The following is a 19,579-nucleotide window of genomic DNA, read 5'->3' as shown; positions in this document are numbered from 1 at the left end:
TCAATTTCCTACGACAATCAACGCAGGACGTATTGTTAGTTATTGGTTACTTAGTGGCTTTGGCTGCTTTTCTCCTGGCTTCCCATTCTTCTCCTTCTTTCTTCAGGTCGTATCCTTGTGCTGCGAGGTAATTGTTGATCCTGCCTTTGTATTTCCCGAACCACCAATGTTTCTTATCTGACGACTCTGCATCCATGGCATGCTCACGGGCTTCTAAAAGCCAGGTGTAGATCTGTTGTTTCTGTGGATCGGTGAGGCGGGGTATCATATCCTGGAATGCGGCGTACGTAATTGGCAATACGCGGTACGTCATTCCATCTTTTACTTTTTCTACCTGTTCGGGGGTCAAGCTGGTTTGTAATTGTTTAATATACGCAGTATGTAGCTGGTCTAGTTTTGCGTCTCTTGCTTCTTCTTCTTTTTTTACTGCTTCTGCGATGGCTTCTTTTGTGAGCGAGGTGGATTGTTTCAGGCTGGTGATGGATGCCTTACTGCCTTCGTGGATCTGGTTGAGGTTGCGGTATTGTTGTGCAATGATGTTTTGCACCTGCGTGAACTTCGTGCCTTCTGCTATGCCGAGGACCGCTACTATTTTGGCGGCGCGCTCATTCACAACTCTTATATAAGCAGTGTCTTCGGCAACAACAGACTGTTGTGCCTGTACACTGCCGGCATTTATAACCAGAAAGTAAATGAAAAGGGATTGAATGACAAGCGCCTTGCGTTTCATGCAGATCGTTTTTATCGTTAGCCGTTGGGGATGAAAATGAGTATCCCTCAATCAAACTAAAGGTACTTGTAGCCTGTACCGGAAACAATGTAAGGTTTCACTGAAATGATGGAATATTTTACTATTCGGCGGGCTATATCGCTATAGCTGAAGCGGTTATTTTAACGTACTGAACGGAGTGTAACGGTCGCATCCTGCAGACCATCGGCCGAGACGGTGACCTTGATGTCGCCAGGTGTTTGACCGGCCTGCACGATGGCCAGGCACAATCCGTCGTAAGCCTTGTGCTGGTTGACTTTAAACGATTCCAAGCCAGCCTGGTAACCATTGTCCATGGCGGCCAGGGAGGCATTTCCGGCGATCTTTATGCGGATCAGGGGGGCCGCATCCTGTACTATACTGCCTTTTGTATCGAGTACACGAATAGTTATAAAGGAAAGGTCTTTGCCATTAGCATGGATAATCTTCCTATCAGGCACCATTTCGAGGCGATATGCTGCACCGGCTGTTCTGATCTCTTTTGTAAGTACTGTTTTGCCCATTTTCCGGGATACTGCTTTCAGGGTACCGGGCTCAAATGGCACGCGCCACATTACATGGAGCTCATCGCCCTGTTTGTGCCTGACGCCCAATGAGCGGCCGTTCAGGAACAGTTCCACCTCATCGGCCTGGTTGTAATAAGCCCATATATCTACCTGCTTGCCCGGTTCCCAGTTCCAGTGGGGAAATACATGGAGTACCGGCTTGTTGGTCCACTCGCTCTGGTACATGTAGTAAGCATCTTTTGGGAAACCAGCGAGGTCCACAATTCCGTAATAGGAACTGCGGGCGGGCCAGGGATAGGGCACCGGTTCGCCGAGGTAATCGAAACCCGTCCACACGAACAGGCCGGACAGGAAATCATATTTTTTGATCAGCTTCCAGGTCGTTTCGTGGGTGGAGCCCCAATAAGCTGCTACCTGGTCATAAGCTGATACCGTATAATCGGGGTTGCCACCTTCCACATACTTCATCGGTGAACGCTGTGGCCAGAACTTCATCGTATCGGAAGGCAGGTCGTAGTGGCCGCGCGTGGCAAGGGCCGACATTTGTTCTGTGCCAATGAATGCTTTGCCGGGATAATGTTTTTGGAAATCGGCGTATACTTCGTGGTGATAGTTCAAGCCCACTACATCCAGTGCATCGGATTGGTAAATGAAGTTCTTCGCAGGGTTCCATTCGCTGAGGGCGGCTGTTACCGGCCGCGTGGTATCAAGGCTTTTTACAATGCGCACCAATTCGCGGCCGAGTGTGATACCTGTGCTGTCAAACTGTTCACGTATTTCATTGCCGATGCTCCACATGAACACGGAAGGATGGTTGCGGTCGCGCTTTACCTGGTCTTCGAGGTCGCGGCGGTGCCAGGCGGGGAAGTCGGAGAAATAATCAAACTTGTTCTTTTTCTTCTGCCACATGTCGAATGCCTCGTCCATTACCAGCAGTCCCATCTGATCGCAGAGGTCGAGCAGTTCCGGCGCCGGTGGGTTGTGGGCCGTGCGGATGGCATTGGCGCCCATCGCTTTCATGATTTCCAACTGGCGCTGCATGGCGCGCACGTTGATGGCAGCGCCCAATGCGCCGAGATCGTGGTGCATACACACACCCAATATCTTCAAGGGTTTTCCATTGAGGAAGAATCCTTTGTCGACATCAAAATGAAAATAGCGGATACCGAATGGGGTTGTATAGGTGTCGATCGTTTTACCGTTCTGGGTAATAGTCGTGACCGCTTTATATTGATAAGGTTTATCTACTGACCATAATTGTGGTTTGGGCACCTGTAGTTGTTGGGCTGTGGTGTTAATACTATCGTTTAACAATACGTTGCCAGAAGTTTGTGTAGCGACAACTTTACCGGCAGCATCCAATACTTTCGTTACCAGCCGTACTGTTTGTTGCTGACCGATTGACTTGCGCAGCGATAAAGCGATGTTAACAGTAGCCGCTTCCGGTTTTATTACCGGCGTGGTTACAAAGCTACCCCACTGTTCAATGGCTACCGGGCTGGTGATGACCAGGCGTACATTTCGATATATGCCGGAGCCTGTGTACCAACGGGAATTAGGTTGCTGGCTGTTATCGACCTTCACGGTGAGCACGTTCTTTTGTGGCGCGGTGTGCAGGTAAGGCGTCAGCTCATAACCAAAGGAGATATAACCGTTGGGACGCTTGCCGAGGTAATGGCCGTTGATCCATACTTCGCTGTTGCGGTAAATGCCGTCAAATTCTATGTACGTGTTTTTGTGTTGCGCGCCTGCGGGCAGGGTGAATGTTTTGCGGTACCAGCCTATGCCGCCGGGTAAGGCGCCGCCCTGCGTAGTGGCGGGATGTTTTTCTTCGAACTGTCCTTCTATGCTCCAATCGTGGGGCAGCGTGAGCGACCGCCATGTTTTATCGTTGTAATTGCTTTGTATGGATGTGCTGTCGGCACTGAGGGAGAACTTCCAGCCGGCGTTGAAGTCAAGGATGGTGCGCTGAGCAGTTGTATCTATTACACACAGACAGATAATAATTACAGACAGATATCTTTTCAATTGAAGCATAAACATTATTAACCTGACATTTTAAGATTTGAACGCTCTTCGAGCGTATAGCAACTGTTGCCAAAGGCAACGGAATAGGGCTGCGAGGCTACAAGCCTCGCAGAGCTACGCTTCGCAGGGTTACTTCACGAATTCCACTTTACTCTTTCCTTTATCTACTGATGTGGCCACTGCAATGCCGCGCTGGTCTTTCTTGTTTACGGCGCAGTAGAAGTGGTACACTACCCCATCGTGTTTTACCACGAATGATTTGTGTGCAAAGCGGTCATCGTAAGGTTCGGTGGAGTTGATGAGGTCGTCGCCGGTCCAGTCGGTCCAGTTGACGAGATCATATGAGCAAGCAAAGCGATTGAAGGCATCTTTGCGGCCTGTCCAGAATGCGCCGAAGTAAAACATGACCCACACATCATTCATCTTCTGGATCACCGCATCGCCGGTGATACCCACCGGGTGATGAACTACCGGCTCTGCACCAAAGCGCTTCCAATGCACCATGTCTTCCGACACTGCCATCCCGATCCGTTCGAACCAGCGTGTCTTGATATTATTGACGGCAGAATCGCCGTTGGCGTTGTAATACATCACAAAAGGATAACCGGTTGTACGTTGTTTGTCCCATATCACCGTGCTCTTGAACTGTTTTTTGTTTTCCCACCAGCGCACGTCGGCATCTTTGGGAGTGAGGATGGGATCAGACAAGCGCTTCCATTCGTGGGGCTGTTGCGGCTTTTTGTTTGTATAAGCCATACCTAATGACAACAGTCCTGCTTCGTAGCCTTTTTCCCGGCCGCCAAAGTAGGACATCCAGTGTTTTCCTTTGTAGGACTGGAGTGCATAGCTGCCACCCCAGGTGTAATCCTGCAGGGCGGGGTAACCGGCTTTCTGGCTGCCATCCCATTGGAGGGTGTCGGAGAAGGATAACAAGCGGCCTTTGGGTGTCCATTGCAGCAGGTCGTTGCTTTCGGCCAGCCAGGTTTCATAGCCGCGCCCATCGAATACGATGTAGCTCATGTACCATTTGTTGCCTTTGCGGAATACCGTTGGGCAGTCGATCTTTTTAGCATCGCTTTCAGGGACGACAACCAGGCCGTATTTGTAAGGGGTTTTTACTTCCTGATAGATGCGTTGCATTACGGTATCGGACACAGCCTTCTGTGCCTGTGCTGTCACCAAGCTTCCCGCCAATATCGTTGTTATGAATAATCTTACCATAATAAATACTTATTGCACATCCACTCCACCTACTGCTACTTCTTTTGCTCCTTGTATTTTAAACCTCACTACATAATTGCCCGCGTTGATCATACTGCCGGTGGAAGTGGTAATATAATTCCATTTACCGGGACGGGTGTTCTGTAGTGTCACGGTTTCTTTCTTCATTAGGGTGCCATCTGCTGCTAATATACTCAGTTCGCCGGTAATGGCTGCCGCACCGGGGGAGTTGTATTTGAGCGTGATGGAATATTCGTCTGCCGCGCCTATCGCTATTTTCATATCGATGCTGCCTGCGTCGTTGCTGTTGAACACTGCCTGCTCTTTTCCGTTCACTGCTATTTGTTTTGTTGCAGCGCCTGTCAATGTTGCTTCTGCAGCTTTGTAGCTGGTTACCGGTTTTAAATCGTAGGCAGGCTCGATGGAAGTGGCTTCATTGACCATGACGATGTACATCGGTAGTATTGTGCTGTTGTAACCTGGTTTGTCCAATGTAACAGTTGTGCCTGCGGTGAAACGTTTGCGGTATATGATCAGGTTGTCGCCTTGTGCATTGCTCAGGGTTGTTTTCATATCCTCGTAGCCTTGCATCCATGTGGGCTTTGCAGCAGCGGCAGGCCAGGCGATGAATACATCGCTGCTTACCGGTACGTGGAAAGTGGCAGGTTGCTGTGGCGGGCGATGGGCCGGCGTGCGCAACCATTCTGCGCCATACAACGCAGGTGGCAACATGGTAAAGCAGGTTGTGGCCTCTGCATACATCGTATCGCCTACATTCAGCCATTGCTGTGGTTGCCAGTAAGAGGGATCATTGCTTTTTAGTTCGCCGATGAGCGCTGGCGAAGGAGTCGCTGGCGTAATATCTTTTCGCGTGGTGGCTATTGCGATGGCCGAGATGATGGCCTGCCCCACTTTTACCTGCGGGAAGGAGATCACCAGTTTGCCACCGGTTATTGTTGCTTTTATGGTTTTCTTCAATGCTGCATCATGGCCTGCTTCTTTCCAGATGTCGAGGTCTTTGATCACTGTTTTATCGTTGACTGCTACATCGAACAAGCGATAGCCTGTACAATCCATGCCACCGCCTGTGCCCCACCAGGGTTCTGTGAAATATAGTTCTATCAGGTATTCGCCATCGGGGACGGGGAAAGTATAGGTTAGTTTATCTCTACCGTAGCGGAATGTCTGGAACAGTTTCCAATCTTTTGTGCCGCTGATGGCGTCGTAGACTTGGCGCTGGCTTGCAAAGAAAGCGGGCATGCCGGGGAAGTCGTCGGTCCAGGAGTTTGAGCCCCAAGTATTTTTGTTGCGGAGTTTGCGATCGGCGAGCCAGGTGTTGCCATAGCTATCTGTGTAGTTAGCGCCACCGGCATTTACGCGGTACAGGTAGTTGTATCCTAACTGTGGTTGCAGCAAGGGTTTTGCGTCTTGGAATAACTCATTGAAGTGTGGCGCTTGCGGCAAATAGTTCAATATGATCTGGTCGTGGACTACCGGTTTATTTTGTATGTAGCCGACCGCATATAATACATTGTAGCGGATGTCGGCACCATCCCATTGGAAGTGGGTGCCTGCACCGTTGCGTTTCAGCTTGCCCAGCGATTGATGGTTCACATCGTTGAACAGTTCTACCACATCGCAATTGCTGTATACAATGATGCTATCCTTAATGCCTGGTGTTGTCCATCGCTGGGGCCAGGTGTGTGACACGATGTATACCATGGGGGCCGTGGCATAATTGGAGCGGAACATGTGGAAGACATCCAATGGTTCTTCCCAGGGGGTGAGCAATCCTTTGTAATTGACAGGACCAATTCGGTCCAACTCTCTCAAGCCTTCCCCACCCTGCACGCGGCCGGGGTTGTCGTGTGAAGTATATAACCAAAAGAAGTGGCCGCTGCTGCTGTCTTTCGCCTGTTCTGCCAGCCTGATCTTTTGTTCCATTAGCTGGGTCATGCGGTCTTCGCTGTAAGGGCCGTTCTGTACAAAGGGGCCTTCGGTGTGCAGGTCGAGCGTGCGCCATGCGCCGTACTCACCGATCAATACCTGGCGTTTTACATCACTTGCATAGGTAGCGGGATCGCCGCCATAGGTACCTGTCCAGTTTTGCGGCACATCCCAGTCGGTGCCTTCGCCGCCGTTGCAAGTGGTGACCTTGCGTTGCGTGGAGGCAGTGGGATCGAGTGAACGCACCAGTTCCGTGCACTCGCGGGCAAAGTCGGCAGGGAGCTTGCTTTCATTTTGCAATCCCCACAATACTACGGAAGGATTGTTCCTTCTTTCGATGACCCACTCTTTCAATAGTTGTTTGAAATGTTCTCTAAACTGCGGTGTATCGTACCATACATGGGCTGATAATTGTGTCCACCACAGCATGCCAAGTTCATCCCAGTATTGCTGGTAGCGGAGGTTGTGGGGCTGGTGGGCATCGCGAAAGGCGTTGAAGCCAACTGCTTTCATCTGCAATGCACGGGCGCGGACCTGTTCACTGGTAAACGCATGGCTGTTGCCAATGAGGTGTTCATATTCAGCAATGCCGTTGATGAATACCGGTTTGCCATTGAGGTAAAACTGGTTGGTGCTGCCGGGCTTGCCTACCGACCAATTGATCCAGCGAATACCATAGGGCATCGTGATGCTATCGAGGGTGGTATTGCCTTCTTTGATCACGGAGACGATCGTGTATAGATAAGGATCTTCCAATGACCACAGCTTTACGTTGTTCTTCAATTCAAATCGCTGGGATGCTTCCAGCGTTTGATTGGCTGCTATGGATCTATTACTGCTTGTTATTGCTACCTGCTTTTTGTTGTTATCGAGCAGGCGGGTGATCACCTGTACTTTGCGGGTAGTGGTGCTGTAATTCTTAAAGGTAGTATTGAGTTGTATGGTCGCCTGCTTTGTTGATACCGTGGTATCATTCCAGGCATGGACGCCGAAGGGAATGATGCGCAGGTCGGCGGTTGTGATCAATTGTACCGGCCGGAAGATGCCCATGGGTTGCGAGCCTTCCGAGAAACCTCTTTCGGCAGAGCAACCGCCACATACCCAGGGCAGATCATTGATGCCGGCAGGATGGCCTGCCAGTACTGCCAGTAGGTTTTTGCTACCGGCTACTACCGTCTCTGTTATATCGAGGGTGAAACTTGTTCTGCCGCCTGCATGCTCTCCTATCTTTTTGCCATTGAGCCATACTGTGGCATAGGAGCCTACACCTTCAAAGGTGATGAAGTATCGTTTGCCTTTTTCTTTTTTGGCGAGGGTAAATGTTTTGCGGTACCCTGCGTAGCCATGCCTGTTGCCATGGAGCTTGCGGCGGTAGCCTTCCCAGGCATCCCAGTTGTGGGGCACCTGTACTTTCTTCCATTGCTGTGGCTGGTAGCCTGGCTGCTCAAATCCTTTGAGGGCAGCATCCAGGGAATCGCGGGCAATGGTGTACCAGTCGTTATCGAGTGAGACAATGGTGCGGCGGCCTTGTTGTGCAAAGGTGTTCGCTGTGAACAACAAGGCAACGAGGAATAAAATGTTTCTATGGTACGGGATGGTGATCATGGTTTGGTTCCGCTGGTAAGGCCATCTACCCGTAAGTCCTGCACGTTTTCAGTTACGAGAGGACTACCTTTCTTAACGTTGATGCGTACTTTATGGAGCTCTATGTCTTTTGCCTTGCGGATGGTGATGCCGTTCTCGGCTTCGAAGTATACATCGTGGAGGCTTATTTCCTGTACCGGCATTTCATCGAGGCCGTTGATGTACATCGCCGTTTTTGTATAGGCCGTGATGTTGCTCAGCCTGATGTTCCTGAATTGTGGCGTGCGCTCGCTCACCGGCTCGGCCGGTACACGGGCATATTCCATGTCGAGCACAATGGCCTGGTCGCGGATGTTCTTCATGATGATGTTGTCCACGCGAATGTCTTCTACCACTCCCCCACGGCCGCGGGCTGTTTTGATGCGGATGCCGCGATCGGTGCCATCGAATACGCAATTGCTGATGACGATGTTCTTTACACCACCGCTCATTTCGCTGCCAATGACCACACCGCCGTGGCCGCTGAGCATCGTGCAATTCGTAATGGTATAATTCTGCGCGGGGGCTGCTTTCGTTCTGCCCGGTATATCCTTGCCTGATTTGATGGTGATGCAATCATCGCCTACGCTGATGTGGCAATTGCTGATGTGGACGTATTTGCAGGACTCGGGGTTGATGCCATCTGTGTTGGGTGATGGCGGGTTATTGATCGTGACACCTGTCACCGTTACGTTCTCACAGAACTCGGGGTTTACCGTCCAGAAGGGTGAGTTGCGGATGGTGATACCTTCTATCAATACGTTCTTACAATACATTGGTTGTATAAAGGGCGGACGCAGGAAACCGCGTTTCATTTGTTTCGGATCGTCGGGCAGCAGGATGTTCTTGTTGAGGCTATCGAAGATGTACTGCCATTTGCTGCGGGGCTGTCCTTCTTTGTAGCCTTCTACAAAATCCCACCACTTTTTGCCGTGGCCGTTGATGGTGCCGCGGCCTTTGATGGTGATGTTCTCTGCTTCGTATGCATAGAACAGGGGTGAAAAGCTCGTGACATCCACGCCTTCGTAGCGGCTTTGCACCATGGGCAGGTAGTCGTCGAAGTCGTCGCTGAAATGGAGTTCTGCGCCTGCATCGATGTAGATGGTGATGTTGCTCTTGAGATGTATGGGGCCGGTGAGGTATTTACCGGCGGGGAAGTACACCGTGCCGCCGCCTGCTTTTAACGCTGCCGCTATCGCTTTGGCAATGGCGGCCGTGGCTTTGCGGCTGCTGTCGTTCTTCGCGCCGAACTTTAAGACATTGTAGTATTGTTGGGCCTGGGCGTATAATGCAAGATTGCTCATCATTATGATGATGAGCAATCTGAATTTGGAATATTTAGATTTAAACATGTCGTTTTTTCTTTTGCTTCGATCGGTTCTTGCTTCGCTGTAAATTGGGCTAAAGCCCAAAGGGGTTTTGTTCTTTTACCCCGGCCCTAAAGGGCCGGGCAATTCGCGTGAGCTTCGTTGTCCTTTTGTTTCGATTACTTTTGCTTCGATTTACTTTTGCGTCGTTTTCCTTTTGCTTCGCGGGCAGATTTCTCACTTCGCCGCTGCTACATACTTCTTTTTAGATTCCTGATGGCTCCGTTCGAAATGACAAAACAAGGTTAAGGTTTCGTTGGGAGTGGTCAAGCAGGGCTAAGCTAAGCTCCATTCGAAATGACAAAGAAAGTGGTTTTCCTTTTCAACTTATAGACCTATCAACTTGTCAACCGTCCACTAATTGTATCCCGGGTTTTGTCCGAACTCCTGTGCGTTTTGCAGGGCCTGCATTTCTAAAATTGGTATTGGGCGCAGGCGGTGGAAGTCCTGGACTTTGGTGATATCGGGATTCAGGCGTTTGATGTAGTCGCTGAATTTCTCGGCGCCGTTCAGGCCGTTCTTGATGCGTTTTACATCGAACCAGCGGATGCTTTCGCCGGCCAGCTCGCGGGCTCTTTCTGCAAGGATGAAGTCGATGTTGATATCGCCGGCGGTCACCTGCATGGCGGTTGCCTGTCCGGGTTTGGCGGCGCGGGTGCGCAATACATTGATCTGCGTGGCTGCAGCGCCTGCATTGTTCAACTGGAGTTCTGCTTCTGCAGCGATGAGGTACATTTCTGCGAGGCGCATCACGATCACATCTTTGGTGCCGGCCTGCGTGTTGGGCGCTGACCTATCCGGATCTCTGTATTTCTTCAGGGCTACATAGTTGTTGCCCGTTTTGATCGTGCCGTTGGCGTTGTATACATCGTTGCGGTCGTATACCACGTAGGTGCGGGAGGCTTTGTCGGCGATCACTTTTTTCGTGATCAGCAGGGCCGTGTCGCCTGCTTTGATCTGCTTGCCGATCACGCTGTTGTCCTTACCATAGGTAGCAATGTTGTTGGCTGCCCAGGTCCAGGTGGTAGGATTGTTGGCGATCCATACTTCCTGGTATGATCCTTCGTAGCGCGCATCTTTTGTTTCATCGTACATATCGAGTAATGCCAGTGTAGGCATCAGGCGGCGGTTGTTGTCGAAGCCATACTCAAGGCTTTGTATCAATCCCGGCTTGCCTGTGTAGGCTTCGGGAAACACATGGAAATAGCGGTTGCCATTGTCGTCGTAGTTGAGGCCGGGGTTTACAGAGTTGCTCACTACATATAATGCTTCTCCGTTTGCTTTACCCATGTCTTTATTCTTTGCCGGGTTGAAGAGATCGGCATAGTTGGCCCAGAGGGCTACCTGGAACTCTCCTTTGCGGTTGATGACTTCCTGTGCTACATCGCGTGCTTTGGTAAAGAATTGTTGTGCTTCTGCTCCTGTGGAATAGTATGCTCTTGACAAATAGGCGCGTGCCATGTAACCTAATGCTGATTTCTTGGTGGCGCGGCTGTATTCGTTGCCCCAGCTGTTGGGGAGGTTATCGGCTGCGTATTGGAGGTCGGCAAAGATCAGGTCATAAAACTGTGGCACTGTGCTACGGGTTGCCGTGAGTACCGGTGTTTGTGTTTCGGTGGTGCGGAGCATTACCCCGCCGAAGGTTTCCACCATGTGCCAGTAATAGTATCCGCGCAGGAAACGCAGTTCGGCCAGGCGCTGGCGCTTTTGGGTAGAATCTGAAAAGCCTGCTCCTTCGATGCGGTTGATGCCTGCATTCGCCTGGTTGAGGGCTTTCCATAGCAGTACCCACGCTGCTTTGTGGGGGTTGCCGTCTGCTGCCGTCAATCCATCGTATTGGGTGACCTGACGTGCGTAGGTGTTCTTATCGCGGTTGTACCATAGGTCGGTGCCGGACTCGCTCATGAAGATGCCATCTTCTTTGCCGTACCAGGAGCGTTGTTCGGAGTAGGCTGCGTTGACCGCTGTTATAAATCCTTCCGGCGTGGTCCATGCTTCATCGGTAGTAGCATTGGCCGGGTTGTATTCATCGAGTTTTTTATTGCAGGCTGTCATCACCGTAATGGTTAAAGCGATGCAGCAAACTGTGTATACGTTATATAAGCTTTTCATAATCTGCTTTTTTAAAGACCCTTCGACAAGCTCAGGGTGACATTCTTTAATTAGAAACTGGCATTTACACCAAATACGAATTGCCGTCCGATGGGTGATGATTCCGATCCGCCTCTTTCGGGATCGTAATCTTTGATCAGGTGGCTTTTTGCAAAGGTGAATGCGTTGGAAGCAGTGGCATAGAATCGTATGCGATCGCTGAATATCTTTTTGGAGATATTAGCGGGTAATGTGTATCCCAATGTGATGTTCTTGATCTTAAAGAAGGAGCCGTCTATGAAGGTGAGTGTTTGGTAACCTGCATAGTTGATCAACTGCTGGTTCTTCATCGGACGCGGGAAATCGTTGGTAGGATTCGTAGGCGTCCAATAATCGATCATGGATGGTCCGTTGCCAAAACCGCTGGGGTTGTACCTGCCCAGGAACTCTGCATCGATGGTTTGTCCGTAGCGGAACAAGAGGTATACGCCCAGATCGAAATTCTTATAGGTGAAGGAGTTTTGTAAACCGCCTACCCAATCGGGTACTGTGGAACCAATGTATGTTCTATCGTAGGTAGCATCGATGATGCCATCGGGCTTGCCATCAGGTCCTGATATATCCTGGAGCTTGATATCGCCCACCTTGAATGTGTTGCCGGTAGCGCTGCCATAACGATAGGTGGCTGCCACGGCTGCTTCGTCTGCCTGCCAGATGCCCAGTTTCTTAAATGTATAGAAGGATGTGATGGGCTGGCCGATCAACAGGGAGTTCCTTTCATCGACTACGATGTTCTTTCCGTTGGTGATGTCGAGTATCTCCTGTTTGGTTTTACTGAAGGTAACAGTGGTGCTCCATTTGAAATCCTTGTTTTGGATATTCTGAGAGGTGACCATTACTTCGATGCCTTTATTGAGGGTGGAAGCAATGTTCTCAAAAATGTCCGTTACGCCGGAGGACTGGGGCAGGTTCCTTTTATAGAGAATGTCTGTAGTCTTGGCGCGGAACACATCTACTGTACCTGTGATGCGGTTCTTCAGCAAGCCGAAATCAAGGCCGAGGTTCGTAGTGGCTGTTTTTTCCCAACCTACATTGGGGTTACCCACTGTTGGGTTGAACAGGTAGGCCGGGGCCGCTACTTCTCCAAAGGACATGCGTGAAGAATAAGTCAGACCACTCTGCGTGCCATACACGCTGATGTTATAGTTGCCGGAAACGCCGTAGGTAGCACGGAGCTTCAGGGTGTTTATTACATTGATGTTCTTGAAGAAGTTCTCATCGCTTACATTCCAGGCTAAACCGGCTGAGGGGAAGAAGTCCCATTTTTTGCCGGGGGCCAAACGTGATGCTCCATCATAACGACCGGAGAGGTACAATACATAGCGGCCTTTGTAGCTGTAGTTGATACGGCCGGCATAGGCCATGTTGTTCCACCGCGTGTAGGGCGCACGAATCGTACGTGTGATAGCGGGGTTGGAACCTTCGAGTCCATAATAGATCTGTGAAGCCAATATCTGACCGCTTCCTTCTGCATATACTTCTTCATCGACGTTTTGCAGGAAGCTGGTGATGCCTGTCAACGTTATGTTGTGATCGCCCAGGTCTTTGGTATAGGTCAATATATTATCCCAGTTGAGGAATGCGCTGTTGATGCTTCGCTGCCAGGCAGTAGATAGCTGGTTGTCTTTTTTCAAGAGTGAGGTCTTGTCGTTCCAGACGCCGCGTTTGAAGAAGTTGAGGGTAGCGCTGAAGTTGCTGCGGAAGGTCAACCCCTTTATAGGAGTCAGCTCAAGGTATCCACCACCGATGACATTGGTGCGGGCAGTGTTGTCGCGGGCTACAAATTCGTTGCGCTCATCTGCGAGGGGGCTGATCCTGTTATCGTTTGCAATGGGGAAACGGTTGATGACGCCATTGGAATCGTAGGGCTGTCCGAACGGCGCAAGTGTCATTGCCGTGCTGAGGGGATCCTGCCGAAGGTCCTGGCTGGAATAGGTGATCTGCGTAACGATACCTGCTTTGGCGAATTTGCTGATCGTTTGATCGAGGTTCATCCGGAGGTTGTAGCGGGTGTAATCGTTGTTGCGCAGCATCGCTTCTTCCCTGAAGTATCCTGCGGAGAGGTAGATCTTCGTTTTATCGGTTCCGCTGGTAACGGATACGTTGTGGCTTTGCTGGGAACCGTTGCGGCTCACCAGATCGAGCCAATCGACCCACTGTCCGTTTTGCCAGGCGGCTTGTTCGCCCTGGAGGTTAGGAAACAATTTTACATCATCTGCCGGGCTGCTCCATTCGGGCACTCCGCCTACGATGCTGTTGTTCCAGGCCGCGCGGCGCAGGTTCATGTAATCATCGTACATGCGGGGCTTGGGATATTGGAAGGTATTGATGCCGTAGTAGCCGGAGTAGCTGACTTTCATTTTACCGGCAGCACCTTTTTTAGTGGTAACTATAATTACGCCATTGCCGCCCTGGGCTCCGTAGATGGCCGTAGCAGACGCATCTTTGAGCACTTCCATGGAGGCGATGTCGTCGGTATTCAAGGCGCTGAGGTCGCCGCCCTGGAAACCATCTATGATGATGAGGGGCGCGTTGCGTTCATACATTTTATCACGGTCGGCAATGGATTTAAATCCACGGATGCTGATGTTGACACCTGAACCAGCTGAACCGGAAGTACGTGTTATGTCTACGCCGGGTGCACGTCCCTGAATGGCCTCGAGGGCATTGTGGGTAGGTGTTTGCGTGATCACATCGGATTTGATCGACACCACTGCTCCGGTGATGTCTTTCCGCTTCGAGGTGCCATATCCTATTACCACCACTTCATCGAGCTGGGCGTTGGCTGATTGCATCGTGACATCGATCGTCGTTCGATCGCCTACCTGTATCACCTGTTCTTTGTAGCCTACAAAGCTGAAGGTGAGTGAAGCGCCCGTGGGCGGCACTGAAATGCTGTAGGTACCTTGCGGACCGCTCATGATGGTTTGCCCACCCGGGCTTACCGAGATGGTGACGCCTGCCAGGCCTATGCCTCCGGCATCTGTAATTTTTCCTGTAATGTTTTTTTGTTGGGAGAATGATGGAATGAAGGAGCACATAGCCATCAATAGTAACAGCACATGCCTGGTGCAGTGTTTCCTTTTCATACAGCGCTCGTTGTTGTTATTATAAAATCGGTAGTGGACAGGATAAGGCTAAACTCTATGTTAAAGTTACAGGCTGCCTGAGGCGCAACAATGTCCTGTTCAACTATAATGATGGACTATTTTCCTATTTCGAGTGGCTTACGCATATAAAAAAAGCCGCCTGGAAAGGCGGCCTGACAGTGGGTAACTGTTCATGAGGAAAATCAGTAACCAGTATTTTGTTGTGCGTTTTCGTTGGCGTTGCGCACGCTTTCGGGTATTGGCAAGGCCCATTCGCGTTTGTTGGGTTCCAGTTTGCAATTGCCTGTGGGTGAAACGGACGGGTTGCCACAAGTGGTGCCGCGTTCGATGAGGCGGGTGGTTCGCTTCAAATCGAAGAAGCGGTGGCCCTCTCCTATCAGTTCGCGTCTTCTTTCGTTGGCGATAGCTTCCAACAGCAGATTGCCTGTGAGGCCTACTGCCGGTACATAGCCGTTGATGCGTGCTGCGCGCAAGGTGTTGAGATCGCTCAGGGCTAATGCTTCCTGTGCATTCTTTGCTCTTGCTTCGGCCCTGATGAGGTATAGTTCTCCTGTGCGGAATACGGGGAAGTTGGCGATCGCATCGCTCAGGGCATTCTTGCCTTTGAATTTCGTGATGGCCAACCTGCCATCGCTTTCTTTGGTGAAGAATGCGTTGTAGCGGATATCACCGGTACGTATGAGGCCTCCTGCGCCATCGCCTGTTGCCATTTCCAATGCGGGCCTGAAATAGCTGCGGCCATTGGTGGCAAAGTAGGCGATGAAAGTGGGGCCGGCCTGTCCTGCTTCGAACTGTACGTTCCAGATGATCTCTCCGCGACTGGTTTGGTTGTACATGCCGGAGAAGGCTGCCTGATCGAGGTTTACCAACGGGCGGAGGTTGATGGCGTTCGTGGCTGCTGTAACTGCTTCGCTCCACATACCTGCATAGAGGTATATCCTGGCCTGCAATGCATATACGGCTGCGAGATCGAGGTAAGGGCGCACGTTGCCTGTTTCTGGATTGACCGATTTGTCGACATTGGATAATAAAGCGGCGGCTTTGGTGAGATCGGCGAATAAGGAATCATAGTACTGCTTATTGGGCAGGCGTGCTGGTTTTATATTGGGTGTCACTATAAACTGTGTAGCATAAGCAAGGGCAAGATCAGTGGTGCTGTTCCTGTCATACCGAAACGCAAAGAAACGGAAGAGGTCGAAATGGGCCTGTGCGCGGATGGCATATGCCTGCCCCTTGAGGCGATTGGCCAGCAGTTGGTTATTGGATGTGGTGAACTTGTCGATATCGCGCAATACGATGTTTGCATTTGCGATGACTGCATAGGGAGCGGTGTAGAGGTTCGTGACCTGCACTGTATTGGGCTGGTACGTCCAATCGGCCATCGCGCGGGAGTTGCCGAGGGACGCTGTCGTTTCGTAGAGGTTATCGCTCAATACATCGGGCATGAATGCCCAGCCGGAACCCGTGCCGCTGCCTGAACCGAAATAGTTCGCATTCCGGAATCCTGCATAGGCGCCGCCCAATACTTCTTCTACCTGTTTCATGCTGGAGGGGTTGTTCAATGCATCGAGGTTGAAATCGGGCGTCAGGTCGACCAGCTGTTCTTTACTGCAACCTGTCATTATAACGGTGAGCAGCATTGCAATTATCAAAGGTGCTCTCAATATTTTAAACATACTTTATGCTTTGGGATGATGTGTGATTGTGGTGTGATTAAAATCCTATGGACAGGCCAACGGTGGTTTGTACCAGTGCCGGGTATTGCGCTCCGGTGAGTGAAACGCCTGTCATTTCGGGATCGAAGCTTCTGAACTTAGTAGCGGTCCACCAGTTTTGTCCCTGTACAAATACGCGTGCGCTGCGCAAACCGGTTTTGCTTAACAGTGTTGTAGGCAGGGTGTATCCCAGCGTTACATTGCGGAGGCGCCAGAAGCTGGCATCTTCGAGGAAGCGGGTTGTTTGCGCCTGGTAGCTATTGCCGCCACTGCTGGTTGGCCTTGGCACGTCTGTGATATCGCCCGCCTGGCGCCATTCGCGCAGGACATCTGTAGTCATGTTGTCGAGCAGGTAATCGGGATTGGTGAGGTTGTTGCGGTCGTTGTTGTACATGTACCTGTTGAGGAAGAAGGCGACCTGTGCACTGAGGTCGAGCCCCTTCCAGGAGAAGGTGGTAGAGATGCCGCCGAACCAGGGTGCATCGGAAGTGCCTTTGATCACTTTATCGTTGACGCTGAAGGTTTCGGTGGATGATTTATCGCGCTTGTAATACGTAGCGTTACCGTTCTGGGGATTGACGCCTGCATAGTCTACGAGGTAGAGGCTGTTGATCGGTTTGCCAATCGAGAGAATGGTGAGGCCCACGATCGTGGAATCGCGTGTGAGCTCCAGCAGCTGGTTCTTATTGTACGTGATATTGCCTTCAATCGTCCAGCGGAAATCTCTCGTTTGTATCACATCGCCACGCAATGTCAATTCAACGCCGCGGTTGCGCAGCTTGCCGTAGTTGCCATCGATGCTGCCAATACCGTTCAGCACCGGATCGATGGGAATGCCGTAGAAGAGGTCCTGTGTTTCGCGGTCGTACAACTCGACCGTACCACTCAGTCTTCTGTTGAGTATGGCAAAGTCGACCCCAAAGTTGATGGTGCGGTTGGTTTCCCAACGCAAGTCGAGGTTGCCTGGCGAGGCTATTGCCCAGCCACTGGTACCTGCATACGAACTACGGGCAAATAGTGGTAATGCGAAGTTGGCGGTCGCATTGTTGGCCGTTGTGCCCACGCTGGCGCGGAATTTCAGTTCATTGATGAATTCGCTGTTGCGGATGAACTCTTCTTCTGAGGCTACCCAGGTCAACCCTATGGAACCGAAGTTGCCAAATTTGTTGTTGGACCCGAGGCGGGATGAACCATCGCGGCGGCCTACGAAGTTGACATAGTACTTGCCATCATAGCCGTAGTTGCCCAAGAAGAAGAAGGATTGTAAGCCGCTTTGTCCGCCGCCGCCGACTGCATTGGCAATGTAGTTGGGATTGCTGGCGCTTCCGGGGGTGATGCCTGCTTCGTTCTCAAATCCGTTGGTGAATCCAAATCCCTGCATTGCAAAGTTGCGGGCATTGTTTTTCACTACTTCGAAGAACACGCCACCATCTACTTCATGCTTGCCAAATGTCTTGCGGTAGTTGAGCGAAGACGTTCCTGTATAGCGCAGGTTCCTGTCGAGCCCTCTTGTGAGCGCTCCCTGGCGGGCAATGCCTACGGAGGTGCGCGGGCTGACAAAGACTTCGTTTTCTACCTGTCCGTAATCGATGCCCCAGTTGGTGCGTGCATGGAGACCACTGAGGAAAGGAAAATGATATTCGAGGTAACTCACTGCGACGGCTTTGATCTGCAAATTGTTGTTGCGGTTCAACAATAGTTCCATTGCCGGGTTGGGTTGATCGGACGTGAGCCTGCCCGTATTAGGGCCGCCTGTTTCCTGGTAATCGCCTGTGCGCGGATCGATATCGCGCTCATAGGGGTTGGCCCAACGAATGGCATTGAGGGGCGTGCTGGTGGAGGTGTTCGCTTCGGTTGTATTTACTCGTTTTGAATAGCCTCCCTGTGCGCTGACTCCAAAGCGCCAGTTCTTTACGTTGTTGTCGATGTTGACGCGGAGTGTGTAGCGCTGCAAGCCTGTTGTTTTAACAATGCCTTCCTGATCGAAATAGGACAAGGAAGTGAAAAACCTGCTGGCCGTGTTGCCACCACTGGCGCTGACCTGGTGCTGGTGGGTGACGCCTGTCTGGAACAGTGCATCGCGCCAATTGAAGTTTACTTTGCGCAGGGAGTCAGCTTCTGCGGGTGTCCAATCGAAGGGATTGTCGCGCTGGAGCTCATAGGTGATCTTCTGATCGCTGGTCATTGTTTCAAGGCGGTCTTTGGGGAGTTTGCTGAAACCAACCTGTCCATCGTAGCTCAATTGCAGCTGGCCTGATTTACCGCGGCGCGTGTTGATGACTATTACGCCATTGGCGCCACGTGATCCGTAGAGGGCTGTGGCTACGGCATCCTTCAATATTTCCACGCGATCGAAATCGGCCTGGTTGATGGATGCAAAATCGGCCGCTGAGACTTCGATGCCGTCTACAATGTACAGGGGTGTATTGTTGCCATTGATGGAGCCGTTGCCACGGATACGCACCATCGCATTGGCGCCGGGCTGGCCACTGTTGGCCACTACCGATACACCGGCGGCCTGGCCTTGCAATGCCTGATCGAAGGAGGCCATCGGCTGTCTGCGCACTTCTGCTGCGTTTACTACGGCGGAAGCCCCTGCATATTTTTTCTTTTGTACCGTGGTGTAGCCTGTTACGACCACTTCCTGAATGAGGGAGCTTTCCATCTCCATCGCTACTTGCATGGCGGCTGCCGATACCGGCACTACCACCCGTTTATAGCCTACGACCGATACCACGACGTTTTTTATGCCTTGTGGTATGTCCATTGTAAATGATCCATCGGCACCTGCCTGTACGGCCAGGTTGCCACTCTCCAGGCTCACTGTTGCACCAGCGATCGGCGCCGTGGTTTTAGCATCAATGATCCTGCCTGTAATTTTCTGTGTTTGTGCGTAGGTAGTGTGGAATAATAGTGTGGAAAGTAAAGACAATAGAATAGATAGCGCATGCATTTTTCTCATGTGCAGATAGTTTTGATTGTTACATAATAAGCTCATGCGTCAGCCACGCATCAACTGTGATCCTTTGTTAATGAGACAGGAATGGGCACGAAGCGCTGCATTTTCTTTATTGAAAATGAAACATACTCTTAAGTGTAATGTATTATGGTACAACCCAGTGCTATGCTGCATTGTACAACT

The 19,579-nt window shown here is 51.1% G+C and carries 9 protein-coding genes; all 9 read right to left on the bottom strand.

Translation table 11 applies throughout. The features are described from left to right. Positions 1-46: 46 nt before the first annotated feature. Positions 47-730 (bottom strand): DUF3826 domain-containing protein, encoded by a 684-nt coding sequence (locus tag AC5JBY_RS14505; protein WP_495905325.1) that lies wholly within the window; start codon positions 728-730, stop codon positions 47-49. Positions 731-891: 161 nt separating this feature from the next. Continuing rightward, positions 892-3,312, bottom strand: coding sequence for a beta-galactosidase GalB (galB, locus tag AC5JBY_RS14500; RefSeq protein WP_495905324.1), 2,421 nt, complete (start codon positions 3,310-3,312; stop codon positions 892-894). A gap of 120 nt (positions 3,313-3,432) precedes the next feature. After that, positions 3,433-4,524: a glycoside hydrolase family protein gene (locus AC5JBY_RS14495; protein ID WP_495905323.1), complete on the bottom strand. Its 1,092-nt coding sequence runs from the start codon at positions 4,522-4,524 to the stop codon at positions 3,433-3,435. Between the two features lie 9 nt (positions 4,525-4,533). Further along, on the bottom strand, positions 4,534-8,076 hold the full coding sequence (locus AC5JBY_RS14490) for a malectin domain-containing carbohydrate-binding protein (protein WP_495905322.1): 3,543 nt from the start codon (positions 8,074-8,076) through the stop codon (positions 4,534-4,536). Then, positions 8,073-9,446 carry a glycoside hydrolase family 28 protein gene (locus tag AC5JBY_RS14485; protein WP_495905321.1) on the bottom strand — a complete coding sequence of 458 codons (1,374 nt, stop codon included), beginning with the start codon at positions 9,444-9,446 and terminating at the stop codon, positions 8,073-8,075. Before AC5JBY_RS14485 ends, AC5JBY_RS14490 begins: the two co-directional genes overlap by 4 nt. A 372-nt stretch (positions 9,447-9,818) precedes the next feature. Next, positions 9,819-11,573, bottom strand: a complete 1,755-nt coding sequence (locus AC5JBY_RS14480; protein WP_495905320.1) for a RagB/SusD family nutrient uptake outer membrane protein — start codon at positions 11,571-11,573, stop codon at positions 9,819-9,821. Between the two features lie 50 nt (positions 11,574-11,623). Then, positions 11,624-14,701, bottom strand: coding sequence for a SusC/RagA family TonB-linked outer membrane protein (locus tag AC5JBY_RS14475; protein ID WP_495905319.1), 3,078 nt, complete (start codon positions 14,699-14,701; stop codon positions 11,624-11,626). A 203-nt stretch (positions 14,702-14,904) separates the two neighbouring features. Next, positions 14,905-16,398: a RagB/SusD family nutrient uptake outer membrane protein gene (locus tag AC5JBY_RS14470; protein ID WP_495905318.1), complete on the bottom strand. Its 1,494-nt coding sequence runs from the start codon at positions 16,396-16,398 to the stop codon at positions 14,905-14,907. Positions 16,399-16,435: 37 nt separating this feature from the next. Continuing rightward, positions 16,436-19,399, bottom strand: a complete 2,964-nt coding sequence (locus AC5JBY_RS14465; protein ID WP_495905317.1) for a SusC/RagA family TonB-linked outer membrane protein — start codon at positions 19,397-19,399, stop codon at positions 16,436-16,438. Positions 19,400-19,579: the final 180 nt, after the last annotated feature.

The organism is Paraflavitalea sp., from assembly GCF_059502485.1.
This window is presented reverse-complemented; position numbering and strand designations above follow the sequence as displayed.

Coding starts and splice junctions, on each gene's coding strand:
- AC5JBY_RS14495 (WP_495905323.1), bottom strand. CDS start 4,524: ATGGTAAGATTATTCATAACAACGATATTGGCGGGAAGCTTGGTGACA.
- AC5JBY_RS14485 (WP_495905321.1), bottom strand. CDS start 9,446: ATGTTTAAATCTAAATATTCCAAATTCAGATTGCTCATCATCATAATG.
- galB (WP_495905324.1), bottom strand. CDS start 3,312: ATGCTTCAATTGAAAAGATATCTGTCTGTAATTATTATCTGTCTGTGT.
- AC5JBY_RS14470 (WP_495905318.1), bottom strand. CDS start 16,398: ATGTTTAAAATATTGAGAGCACCTTTGATAATTGCAATGCTGCTCACC.
- AC5JBY_RS14490 (WP_495905322.1), bottom strand. CDS start 8,076: ATGATCACCATCCCGTACCATAGAAACATTTTATTCCTCGTTGCCTTG.
- AC5JBY_RS14475 (WP_495905319.1), bottom strand. CDS start 14,701: ATGAAAAGGAAACACTGCACCAGGCATGTGCTGTTACTATTGATGGCT.
- AC5JBY_RS14480 (WP_495905320.1), bottom strand. CDS start 11,573: ATGAAAAGCTTATATAACGTATACACAGTTTGCTGCATCGCTTTAACC.
- AC5JBY_RS14465 (WP_495905317.1), bottom strand. CDS start 19,399: ATGAGAAAAATGCATGCGCTATCTATTCTATTGTCTTTACTTTCCACA.
- AC5JBY_RS14505 (WP_495905325.1), bottom strand. CDS start 730: ATGAAACGCAAGGCGCTTGTCATTCAATCCCTTTTCATTTACTTTCTG.